The sequence below is a fragment of the Streptomyces sp. WG7 genome (genome assembly GCF_049975785.1).
Classification (GTDB): Bacteria; Actinomycetota; Actinomycetes; order Streptomycetales; family Streptomycetaceae; genus Streptomyces.
In genome coordinates this window covers 45,400-56,608 of sequence record NZ_JBNGGE010000015.1, presented here as the reverse complement: position 1 = coordinate 56,608, position 11,209 = coordinate 45,400, and the positions used below count along the sequence as shown (strand labels likewise).

Genomic DNA, 11,209 nt, shown 5'->3' with positions numbered 1-11,209 from the left:
CCGCCGTGTGTCGTGCATAGCGGCGGACTGTGGGCACAATTGGGTTCGGCGTCGGACTGCGCGCATCGGGAGCCGGCCGGCGCGCATCGATTGGGGAGGCAGGAACGACGGTGGCGGAACGGAGCACAGCTGCCGTCGACGTGGCAGACAACAGCGGCGATGAGCCGCTGACCGCACAGGCGGACCAGTCCACGGCCGACGGGGTGGCCAACAACCGGGAGCGGGACACGGACGGCGACGAGGCAAAGGGCAGCCCCACGAGCGAGGATTCCGGCAAGGCCTCGCCTCCCGAACTGCACAGCGGGCACAAGCTCGCCAGACGCTACCGCCTCGAGGAGTGCGTCACCCGCCTGGACGGTTTCAGCAGTTGGCGGGCCGTCGACGAGAAGCTCCGCCGCGCCGTCGGAGTCCACATCCTTCCCGCTGACCACACGCGCGCCCGCTCCGTGCTGGCCGCGGCACGCTCCTCCGCCCTTCTCGGCGACCCGCGCTTCGTCCAGGTCCTCGACGCCGTCGAGGACAACGACATCGTCTACGTCGTGCACGAGTGGCTCCCCGACGCCACCGAGCTGACCGCCCTCCTCGCCTCCGGCCCGCTGGAGGTGTACGACGCCTACCAGATGGTCAGTCAGGTCGCGGCCGCCATGGCGGCCGCCCATCGCGAAGGCCTCGCGCATCTGCGCCTGAGCCCCACCGCGGTGCTGCGGACGTCGACGGGTCAGTGGCGGATCCGCGGGCTCGCCGTCAACGCCGCCCTGCGCGGCATCAGTTCCGACACCCCTCAGCGCACCGACACCGAGGCCATCGGCGCCCTGCTGTACGCCGCCCTCACCCAGCGCTGGCCGTACGAGAGCGACGCCCACGGTCTGGCCGGTCTGCCCAAGGACATCGGACTGATCCCGCCGGACCAGGTGCGCGCGGGCGTCCACCGCGGCCTTTCCGAACTCGCCATGCGGGCGCTCGCCAACGACGGCGCCACCGCCTCCCGCCACGAGTCCCCCTGCACCACGCCGGAAGAACTGGTCAAGGCGATCGGCGAGATGCCCCGCATCCGCCCGCCCGAGCCGGCGTACACTGCCCCGCCCCAGTACCAGCGCACGGCCTACCAGCAGGGCGCCTACGGCCGCACCGCGCCACACCCTCGCGTCACCCAGCCGGCACCGGCCCCGCCGCCCCCGCTGCAGAGCCGCACCGGCAAGGCACTGAAGTGGAGCGTCTCCGCCCTGCTGATCGCCGCACTCGGCCTGGGCAGCTGGCAGCTCGCGGACGCGATCATGGAGCGGGGCGGCAAGGCCGACGACCAGAACCAGACGCAGACGACCGACGGCAACGACAAGAACAGCGAGCAGACCAAGCCGGTCAAGCCCATCAGCGTCCAAGGAGCCCAGGAGTACGTCGCCGAGGGCGTAGCCCAGGCCCCGGGAGACGTGACCAAGACCTACGACGGCGACCGTTCCACCTACTGGCGTACGAAAAAGTACGTCGACGGGCCGACACTCGCGCCGTACAAGCCCGGCGTCGGCATCGTCTACGACCTCGGATCGGCGCAGGAGCTATCGACGGCGTCGATAGGTCTGCGGTACGCCGGTGATCACACGACGGTGCACCTCTACGCCACCGATTCACTGTCGCCCTCGACAGGCATCGACGGAATGGAGAAGATCGCGACCGCCACGACCAGTGGCACCTCGCTCACGGTGAAGGCAGCCAAGCCACTCAAGACCCAGTACGTCCTGCTGTGGATCACGGCCGTGCCGAGTGCTCCCTCCGACGGCTACAGCGGCGCCGGGTACAAGCAGGCCGTCACCGACGTGACGTTCAAGGGCTGAGAGCCCGCCGGGGAAGAGGGAGAGGAGGCCCATGGCGGATGACACCGCATACAGCGGCATCAGCGATCAGGACCTCCTCGCCCGGCATGTCGAGGGCGACACCGACGCCTTCGGTGAGCTCGTACGCCGCCACCGTGACCGCCTCTGGGCGGTGGCCCTGCGGACGCTGGGGGACCGCGAGGAGGCCGCTGACGCCGTTCAGGACGCCCTGGTCTCCGCCTACCGGGCGGCTCATACCTTCCGCGGGCAGGCAGCCGTCACCACATGGCTGCACCGGATCACGGTGAACGCCTGCCTGGACCGCGCCCGCAAGGCCGCCTCCCGCAAGACCGCCCCCGTCGACGACACCGAGCGCCTGGAGCAGCTTCTGGAGCCGCACGAGTCGGCCTCGGCCCCCGCCGAGCGCAACGACCTGCACCGCCAGCTGCTGGAGGCCCTGGGCACCCTGCCGGCCGACCAGCGGGCGGCCCTGGTTCTGGTGGACATGCAGGGTTACCCGGTCGCAGAGGCCGCCCGGATCCTCGAGGTGCCGACCGGCACGATCAAGAGCCGGTGCGCCCGGGGCAGAGCCAGACTTCTGCCGCTGCTCACCCACCTGCGCCCCGAGGGCAGCGGCGAGGACGGGAGGCCCGGCACCGAACGGAACCGGGCGCAGGGGACATCCGTCCCACCCGCAGCGGGACCGCACCGTGCGGGTCCGTCGAGCGCGGGGCCGAGCGATTCAGCCGTAGTGAAGGGCGGAGGTGGACGAGCGTGACGTCGTCGACGACAGACATGACCGGGCACCCGGACGTCGCGGAGATCTCCGACCTCGCCGAAGGCCTGCTCCCGCCCTCGCGGACCACAGATCTACGGCGGCACCTGGAGACCTGCGCGCTCTGCGCCGACGTCTACACGTCGCTGGAGGAGATCCAGGGACTGCTCGGCACGCTGCCGGGACCGGCTCGGATGCCCGACGACGTGGCCGGCCGGATCGATGCCGCCCTGGCCGACGAGGCCCGGCTGAACGCCACTGCACCGGAAGCTCACGAGTACACGCCTGCCGCTACCGCGCCCGCCGCCTCGGGCAGGAACGACGGCACCCACGTTTCACGTGAAACATGGTCATCGGCAGACCGGCCCGCCGGACGTGCCCGCCCTTCATTCACCGGACCGGGCCGCAAGGACCGCCGACGAAGTGGGCGACGCAGGATCGCCGTCCTCAGCGCCGTCGCCGCCGCTGCCGCCCTCGGGCTCGGTTCCGTGCTCGTCTCCTCACTCAGCGGGGACGACTCGTCCGAGGACACCGCCCACGGGCAGCAGACCGCTCTCGCGGACACCTTCTCCGAGGGACAGCTGAAGGAACAGGTCACCGATCTCCTCGCCAGTGAGCAGGGCGCGCAGAACGGTCCGCGTACACCGCGCAGCTTCGGCACGGAGTCCGAGGCCAGTGGTGAGAACCATGTCTTCAAGCAGCCGACGGTCCCCGAGTGCGTCCAGAAGGGCATCGGCCGCGACGACGCTGCGCTCGCCACCAAGGAGGGCGTCTACAAGGGCAAGGAAGCGCTGCTCGTCGTGGTGCCCGACGCCTCGAACGACAGCCGTGTCACCGCGTACATCGTCGAGTCGGCGTGTGTGGATCAGCCTGCTGTGAGCAAGGCCAAGATCCTCCTGAAGCACTCTTACGCACGTTCCTGAGCACTGAGATCTGTTCCTCTTCAAGCACTGGCATCTGTTCCTCGTCCCGTCGGCCCGGGACTTCCACTCCGTGTGCCCCGACACAGCGGGAATGCGCGCCCCGTAGGATCCGTTGGGTGGGGTGAGAGCTCCGAGAGAAGCTCCACCCGGCCCTGAAGACGCAGTCCAGAGACGAGGAATGAAGCCGTGAGCGACGTCCGAAACGTGATCATCATCGGCTCCGGGCCCGCCGGCTACACGGCGGCGCTCTACACCGCGCGCGCGTCGCTGAAGCCGCTGGTGTTCGAGGGCGCCGTCACAGCGGGCGGTGCGCTGATGAACACCACCGAGGTGGAGAACTTCCCGGGCTTCCAGGACGGCATCATGGGCCCCGAGCTCATGGACAACATGCGTGCCCAGGCAGAGCGCTTCGGCGCCGAGCTGATCCCGGACGATGTCGTCGCCGTCGACCTGACCGGTGAGATCAAGACCGTCACCGACACCGCGGGCACCGTTCACCAGGCCAAGGCCGTCATCGTCACCACCGGCTCCCAGCACCGCAAGCTCGGTCTGCCGAACGAAGACGCCCTGTCCGGCCGCGGCGTCTCCTGGTGCGCGACCTGCGACGGCTTCTTCTTCAAGGACCAGGACATCGCTGTGATCGGCGGCGGTGACACCGCGATGGAGGAGGCCACGTTCCTCTCCCGCTTCGCCAAGTCCGTGACGATCGTCCACCGCCGTGACACCCTGCGTGCCTCCAAGGCGATGCAGGAGCGCGCCTTCGCCGACCCCAAGATCTCGTTCGTCTGGGACAGCGAGGTCGCCGAGGTACAGGGCGAGCAGAAGCTCTCGGGCCTGAAGCTGCGCAACGTCAAGACCGGCGAGCTTTCGGACCTGGCGGTGACCGGCCTGTTCATCGCGATCGGCCACGACCCGCGCACGGAGCTCTTCAAGGGCCAGCTCGACCTGGACCCGGAGGGCTACCTGAAGGTGGACGCCCCGTCGACCCACACCAACGTGACCGGTGTCTTCGGCGCCGGTGACGTGGTCGACCACACCTACCGCCAGGCGATCACCGCCGCCGGCACCGGCTGCTCCGCCGCGCTCGACGCCGAGCGTTTCCTCGCCGCGCTCACCGACGGGGACAAGGCCGAGCCCGAGAAGACCACTGTCTGACCCCTTCCACCCCACGCACCAACCAGTTAAGGAGCCCGCCGTGGCCGAAGCCCTGAAGAAGGTGACCGACGCCTCCTTCGACGAGGACGTCCTCAAGAGCGACAAGCCCGTCCTGGTGGACTTCTGGGCCGCCTGGTGCGGTCCGTGCCGCCAGATCGCGCCGTCCCTCGAGGCGATCGCCGCCGAGTACGGCGACAAGATCGAGGTCGTCAAGCTGAACATCGACGAGAACCCGGGTACGGCCGCCAAGTACGGCGTCATGTCCATCCCGACCCTGAACGTCTACCAGGGCGGCGAGGTCGCCAAGACCATCGTCGGTGCCAAGCCGAAGGCCGCGCTCGTCCGCGACCTCCAGGACTTCATCGCCGACTGACGTTTCACGTGAAACACGAATGGGCCGACCCGTCCGGGTCGGCCCATTTCGCATGGAAGCGGTTGTCGACACCGCAGCGCCGCTACAGCGGCCGCAGCGCCGGTTCCTTCTGCACGGCTCCGAGCAGGCGATCCAGTGCCATCTCCACATCTTCCTTCCAGGACAGCGTGGAACGCAGATCCAGCCGCAGCCGCGGATGGCTGGGATGGGGCCGGACCGTCTTGAAGCCCACAGCCAGCAGGTGGTCCGCGGGCAGGACACAGGCGGGCTCTTTCCAGCGGGCATCCCCGAACGCCTCGATCGCCTTGAAACCCCGGCGCAGCAGATCCTTGGCGACTGTCTGAACCATCACCCGGCCCAGTCCCTGCCCCTGATAGCCCGGCATCACGAACGCGGTCATCAACTGCACCGCATCGGGAGAGACAGGGCTGGTGGGAAAGGCCGTCGAGCGCGGTACGTACGCCGGTGGAGCGTAGAGGACAAAGCCCACCGGAGCATCGTCGACGTAGACCACCCGGCCGCACGATCCCCAGTCCAGCAGGACGGCGGAGATCCAGGACTCCTTCTCCAGGGCCGGCGTGCCTGCCTCTACCGCGGCTTCACCGCTGACGGGGTCCAGCTCCCAGAAGACGCACGAGCGACAGCGCTGGGGAAGGTCCTGAAGGTTGTCCAGCGTGAGCGGTACGAGCCGGCGCCCCATGAAGGCCTTTCCTCGCTTCCTTCGCCCGCCGCGTCGCGGGCCGCTGTCAGAGCGCTCCGTTCCCTGAGCAGGCTGCCGATGAACCCACCGACCGCACCCAGCCCCAAGCCCGCGCTCACCAATCCGGTGCGGCTCATCGTTCGCATGGCCCCTGCCTTCCTCTCAGAGGTACCGCCAGGTGCTCGCGCCATCCTGATCGCATCGTATCCACGATGCGGTAACCCCGACACCGACGGAAAGCAAAGGGCGGGCCGTGTTCCGGTACGCACCGGACACGACCCGCCCCGTCAGCAGGTGGAGCACCGCCCGTGCTCCATCTGCCCTGGCCTCAGGAGTCGAGCTCCTCGGCTTCACCGTCCAGGAGGCCCTTCTGCAGCACGGGCCCTTCACCGGGAGCGAGGCTCCCAAGGATCCGCTCAAGGTCCTCCATGGAAGCGAACTCCACGGTGATCTTTCCTTTTTTCTGCCCCAGGTCGACCTTCACCCGGGTCTCGAAGCGATCCGAGAGCCGTGTCGCCAAGTCCGAGAGCGCCGGGGAGACCAGAGCACCGGCGCGCGGGCCCTTGGCGCGCTGCGCCTTCTGGGGCCGGGAACCCATCAAGGTGACGATCTCTTCGACGGACCGCACCGAAAGCCCCTCGGCCACGATCCGATGCGCCAGCCGGTCCTGCTCCTCAGGGTCCTCCACGGAGAGCAGTGCCCGCGCGTGCCCGGCGGAGAGCACTCCGGCAGCCACTCGGTTCTGAACCTTCGGCGACAGCTTCAGCAGACGCAGCGTGTTGGAAACCTGGGGACGGGAGCGACCGATGCGGTCCGCCAGCTGGTCATGCGTACAGTTGAAGTCCTTCAGCAGCTGGTCGTAGGCGAAGGCCTCTTCCAGCGGGTTCAGCTGGGCCCGGTGCAGGTTCTCCAGCAGCGCGTCCAGGAGGAGCTTCTCGTCCTCTGTGGCCCGCACGATCGCTGGGATGGCATCCATCTCCAGCTCTCGGCAAGCCCGGAGTCGACGCTCGCCCATGATGAGCTCGTAGCGTCCGGGCCCCGTCTGACGGACCACGACCGGCTGGAGGAGACCGACCTCCCTGATGGAGGTGACAAGCTCGGCCAGCGCGTCGTCGTCGAAGTCCTTCCGCGGCTGCTTCGGATTCGGCGTGATGGCCTCGAGGGGGACCTCCGCGAAGTGCGCCCCCATGGGCGGCCTCAGCCCGTCCATACCGCTCGGTGCCGCACTGCGCGCCGCCGACTCCTCCGTTTCACGTGGAACCGGGGGCAGCGTCGCGACCTTCGCGGCGGCCACTCCACGGTCGCTCGGCAGCAGGGGCATCGTCCCCTGCGGCGCGGAAGCCGCACTCCCCAGTGCCGCCGAAGCCACCGACTTCTCCGTCGGAGCATTGGGGATCAGTGCGCCTAGACCTCGGCCCAGCCCCCTCCGTCGATCACTCACTGGATCCCCTCCACCATGTTCGGGTCGTTCTGTGCGCCGATGTGGGCGTGCGTCGCGTCGTAACTGACACCTACACCCTTCAGCGCGATCTCGCGAGCTGCCTCCAGATAGGAGAGCGCTCCACTCGATCCTGGATCGTAGGTCAGTACCGTCTGTCCGTAACTCGGGGCCTCGGAGATACGAACCGACCGCGGAATACTCGTCCGCAGCACCTCGTCACCGAAGTGACTGCGCACCTCGTCAGCGACCTGGGACGCGAGTCGCGTCCGGCCGTCGTACATGGTGAGCAGAATCGTCGACACATGCAGCGTGGGGTTGAGGTGCCCCCGGACCAGGTCGACGTTCCGCAGCAGCTGCCCCAGTCCTTCCAGCGCGTAGTACTCGCACTGGATCGGGATCAGTACCTCCTGGCCCGCGACGAGCGCGTTGACTGTCAGCAGGCCGAGGGAGGGCGGGCAGTCGATGAGGATGTAGTCCAGCGGCTGCTCGTACGCCTGGATCGCCCGCTGAAGCCGGCTTTCGCGCGCCACCAGAGAGACCAGCTCGATCTCCGCACCGGCGAGATCGATCGTGGCGGGTGCACAGAAGAGACCCTCGACGTCGACTACCGGCTGGACCACTTCGGACAGTGGCCTGCTCTCGACCAGCACGTCGTAAATGGATGGGACGTCGGCGTGATGGTCGATGCCCAGCGCTGTGGAGGCATTGCCCTGCGGATCGAGGTCGACGACCAGGACCCTGGCACCGTGCAGAGCGAGCGACGCCGCAAGATTGACGGTCGTCGTCGTCTTGCCCACACCGCCCTTCTGATTGGCGACCACCATGACCCTGGTCTGCTCGGGCCGCGGCAGTCCCTCGCCGGCGCGTCCCAGAACCTCCACCGCCAGTTGGGCGGCACGACCGATCGGAGTGTCGTCCATCGGAGGCGGTGTTTCACGTGAAACATCCGCCCCCATCGACTCGGTACGGGGACCGGGGACCGGATCGGTCATCGGTCCCGCGATATTGGCGTCGGACCGCAAGGATTCACTCTCCTCGACTTCAGGCTCGCAATGAACAGAGCCTCCCATGTCTTCGGGGTCATGAACCAGTGAGGCCTGGTGTTCTGTGGAGAAATCCACCTCTGTGGACAACTCCGTGCCCTCCCCGAGCGACCCGAGAGGCTTTCGGTCACGAGGGTCGGCCGCAGCGCGGCCGCGACTGATGATGCCGTGCAGCAGTGAGCGACGTTTCACGTGAAACACGATGCACAGCAGCCGAAGCCGAACTGTCGCGACACTCCGGCGCGCGAAGGTTCGGCAGCTTGTGTGGAGTACTGCCGACCTTCAGGGCCCATCAGAACAGAGAGGCGCCGCCCACGCCCATTGCGGCTACCCGCGCGGCTATCCGCGACGCCGACGCGTCCGCCCCGTCCGGGCCGCCTTGGCCCGCTTGGCGGCAAAACGCACGCCTCCCGGGCTTTCCCCGACCTCGACCCGCACCACGGTGGACATGGGGTTCACGACGCCCTCACCGACATGCAGGATGGACGTCTCCACCGCACCCAGCTTGCTCAGCGCCGAGGCCGCGGCCTTCAGCTCGTCCTCGGCCGTATCGCCCTTGAGAGCGAGCATCTCGCCGTACGGGCGCAACAGCGGAACCCCCCATGTGGCCAGACGGTCCAGCGGGGCGACGGCACGAGCCGTCACCACATGCACCGGCGGCATCTTGCCCATGACCTCCTCGGCCCGGCCACGCACGACCGTGACATGGTCGAGACCCAGCAACTCCACGACCTCGGTCAGAAAGTTGGTACGCCGCAGCAGCGGCTCCAAGAGCGTGATCTTCAGGTCTTCCCGGACGAGCGCCAGCGGGATTCCCGGCAGGCCCGCACCCGAACCGACATCGCACACCGTCACACCCTCGGGCACAACCTCCGAGAGCACCGCGCAGTTCAGCAGATGGCGCTCCCACAGGCGGGGAACCTCGCGTGGACCGATCAGGCCACGCTTCACTCCCGCCTCGGCGAGCAGCTCCGCGTAGCGGACCGCATCCGCGTACCGATCACCGAACACGTCGCGTGCCTGCTCAGGCACAGGGGGAAGCTCCGCTGCCTCCGTCACAGGGGGACCGTCCTTCCGTACGGCACCGGCGCACCAGTCGCCGCTACAAGAACCACCAGAACTATCAGGCTGACAAAATCCGGCCCCGCCTGCGCAACAGACGGGGCCGGAGAACGTGAGAACAGGTCAGGCGGGAAGCACGACGACGAAGCGCTCGGGCTCCTCGCCCTCGGACTCGCTGCGCAGCCCCGCGGCCTTGACCGCGTCGTGCACGACCTTGCGCTCGAACGGCGTCATCGGCTTCATTCGCACGGGCTCGCCGCTGCTCCTGACCTCGGCAGCGGCCTTGGCGCCCAGCTCGGAGAGCTCGGCCCGCTTCCCGGCCCGGTAACCCGCGATGTCGAGCATCAGCCGACTGCGGTCGCCGGTCTCCCGGTGCACGGCCAGGCGCGTGAGCTCCTGCAGAGCCTCCAGCACCTCACCGTCCCGGCCGACCAGCTTCTGCAGGTCACGGCTGTTCGAGTCGCTGATGATCGAGACAGAGGCACGGTCGGCCTCGACGTCCATGTCGATGTCGCCGTCGAGGTCGGCGATGTCGAGCAGGCCCTCCAGGTAGTCCGCAGCGATCTCGCCCTCGTTCTCGAGGCGAGTCAGGGTGTCTGCACCCTCGGCAGCGGCGGAGGTGGTGCCTTCCGTCACGGGATGGGCTCCTTCTTACTTCTTCGACGGGGACTTGGGCCGCTGCGGGCCCTTGCGCTGTCCGGACTGGGCCTTGCTACGGCCACCGCCGCCGGACTTCTGAGCCGGCTTGTTGGCGCCGGCGGCAGGCTTGGCGTCCTGCGGTTCGTCCGACTTGGTCAGCGACGTTTTCGACTCGGGCTCACCGGCCACCTTCGCGGCCTGGCGCTGAGACTTGCTCTGCCGCTTGGGCTGCTGGCGCTTGGGAGTGGCCGGAGTGGTCACGGTCGCGCCGTCCTCGGTCTGGGCGGAGACCGCGGCGTCGTTCTTCACCACGGTGCCGTCGGCCTGGGCCGCCATGCCCGCCTTGTTCAGACCGTTGATGAACTTCCGCTCGAACTCGTTGCGGTCCCGGCCCTTGGCGACGATGGCCTTCACGATGGCCTTCTCACCACGACCACGCGTCTTGCCGTGCTGCGTGACGCTCTTCTGCAGTCGCTCCAGGTAGGCGGCCTGCGCCTTGGAACCCGGCGTCGGGTTGTTGCGGATGACGTACATCTGCTGGCCCATGGTCCACACGTTGGTGGTCAGCCAGTAGACGAGGACACCGACGGGGAAGTTGATGCCGAAGACGGCGAACATGACCGGGAAGACATACATCAGCATCTTCTGCTGCTGCATGAACGGCGTCTTGACCGTCGTGTCGACGTTCTTGGTCATCAGCTGGCGCTGGGTGAAGAACTGCGACGCCGACATCAGCACGATCATGATCGCGGTGACGATCCGGACGTCCGTCAGCGAGGAACCGAGAGCCTCCACCGCGGACGCGCCGTCGGTGAACTTCGAGGCCAGCGGCGCGCCGAAGATGTGAGCCTTCTGCGCACTCTCCAGCAGGCCCTTGTCGATCACACCGATGGTGTCGTTCGACGCGATGCTGTTGAGCACGTGGTACAGGGCGAAGAAGAACGGAGACTGCGCCAGGATGGGAAGGCACGAGGAGAGCGGGTTGGTACCCGTCTCCTTGTACAGCTTCATCATCTCTTCGGACTGGCGCTGCTTGTCGTTCTTGTAGCGCTCCTGGATCTTCTTCATCTCCGGCTGGAGCGTCTGCATCCCGCGCGTCGCCTTGATCTGCTTCACGAAGAGCGGGATCAGGCAGATACGGATGAGAATCACCAGGGACACGATGGACAGGCCCCAGGCCCATCCGGTGTCAGGGCCGAAGATGGCGCCGTACACGCTGTGGAACTGGACGATGACCCAGGAGACAGGTGTCGTGATGAAGCTGAAGAGGCTGGCAATCGTGTCCACTAA

11 protein-coding genes are annotated in these 11,209 nt (G+C 67.8%); 5 read left to right on the top strand and 6 right to left on the bottom strand.

The window, feature by feature from the left end:
* Positions 1 to 110: 110 nt before the first annotated feature.
* From ACP4J0_RS17660 to trxA, 5 genes are all read left to right on the top strand, one after another.
* Positions 111 to 1,829, top strand: a complete 1,719-nt coding sequence (locus ACP4J0_RS17660) for a protein kinase family protein (protein ID WP_426599628.1) — start codon at positions 111 to 113, stop codon at positions 1,827 to 1,829.
* Between the two features lie 31 nt (positions 1,830 to 1,860).
* On the top strand, positions 1,861 to 2,586 hold the full coding sequence (sigM, locus tag ACP4J0_RS17655) for an RNA polymerase sigma factor SigM (RefSeq protein WP_426599627.1): 726 nt from the start codon (positions 1,861 to 1,863) through the stop codon (positions 2,584 to 2,586).
* A gap of 17 nt (positions 2,587 to 2,603) precedes the next feature.
* Entirely contained in the window at positions 2,604 to 3,506 is a 903-nt protein-coding gene (locus ACP4J0_RS17650; RefSeq protein WP_426599696.1) for an anti-sigma factor family protein, read from the top strand.
* A gap of 186 nt (positions 3,507 to 3,692) precedes the next feature.
* Positions 3,693 to 4,661, top strand: a complete 969-nt coding sequence (gene trxB / locus ACP4J0_RS17645) for a thioredoxin-disulfide reductase (protein WP_426599626.1) — start codon at positions 3,693 to 3,695, stop codon at positions 4,659 to 4,661.
* 40 nt (positions 4,662 to 4,701) lie between these two features.
* The gene (gene trxA, locus ACP4J0_RS17640; RefSeq protein WP_426599625.1) at positions 4,702 to 5,034 is read left to right on the top strand and encodes a thioredoxin; all 333 of its coding nucleotides are present in this window, start codon (positions 4,702 to 4,704) and stop codon (positions 5,032 to 5,034) included.
* Positions 5,035 to 5,116: 82 nt separating this feature from the next.
* Here trxA and ACP4J0_RS17635 read toward each other — a convergent pair whose 3' ends face one another.
* From ACP4J0_RS17635 to yidC, 6 genes are all read right to left on the bottom strand, one after another.
* Positions 5,117 to 5,734, bottom strand: coding sequence for a GNAT family N-acetyltransferase (locus ACP4J0_RS17635; RefSeq protein WP_426599624.1), 618 nt, complete (start codon positions 5,732 to 5,734; stop codon positions 5,117 to 5,119).
* 328 nt (positions 5,735 to 6,062) lie between these two features.
* Entirely contained in the window at positions 6,063 to 7,175 is a 1,113-nt protein-coding gene (locus ACP4J0_RS17630; protein ID WP_426599623.1) for a ParB/RepB/Spo0J family partition protein, read from the bottom strand.
* On the bottom strand, positions 7,172 to 8,245 hold the full coding sequence (locus ACP4J0_RS17625) for a ParA family protein (protein ID WP_426599695.1): 1,074 nt from the start codon (positions 8,243 to 8,245) through the stop codon (positions 7,172 to 7,174). Before ACP4J0_RS17625 ends, ACP4J0_RS17630 begins: the two co-directional genes overlap by 4 nt.
* A gap of 312 nt (positions 8,246 to 8,557) precedes the next feature.
* Positions 8,558 to 9,277: a 16S rRNA (guanine(527)-N(7))-methyltransferase RsmG gene (gene rsmG, locus ACP4J0_RS17620; RefSeq protein ID WP_426599622.1), complete on the bottom strand. Its 720-nt coding sequence runs from the start codon at positions 9,275 to 9,277 to the stop codon at positions 8,558 to 8,560.
* Between the two features lie 126 nt (positions 9,278 to 9,403).
* Positions 9,404 to 9,916 carry a protein jag gene (locus tag ACP4J0_RS17615; RefSeq protein ID WP_426521504.1) on the bottom strand — a complete coding sequence of 171 codons (513 nt, stop codon included), beginning with the start codon at positions 9,914 to 9,916 and terminating at the stop codon, positions 9,404 to 9,406.
* 15 nt (positions 9,917 to 9,931) lie between these two features.
* Entirely contained in the window at positions 9,932 to 11,206 is a 1,275-nt protein-coding gene (gene yidC, locus ACP4J0_RS17610; protein ID WP_426599621.1) for a membrane protein insertase YidC, read from the bottom strand.
* Between the last annotated feature and the right edge of the window lie 3 nt (positions 11,207 to 11,209).

What these genes read in the sequence shown, in the direction of transcription:
- ACP4J0_RS17650 (WP_426599696.1), top strand. Translation starts at nt 2,604, where the DNA reads ATGACCGGGCACCCGGACGTCGCGGAGATCTCCGACCTCGCCGAAGGC.
- ACP4J0_RS17635 (WP_426599624.1), bottom strand. Translation starts at nt 5,734, where the DNA reads ATGGGGCGCCGGCTCGTACCGCTCACGCTGGACAACCTTCAGGACCTT.
- ACP4J0_RS17625 (WP_426599695.1), bottom strand. Translation starts at nt 8,245, where the DNA reads ATGGGAGGCTCTGTTCATTGCGAGCCTGAAGTCGAGGAGAGTGAATCC.
- sigM (WP_426599627.1), top strand. Translation starts at nt 1,861, where the DNA reads ATGGCGGATGACACCGCATACAGCGGCATCAGCGATCAGGACCTCCTC.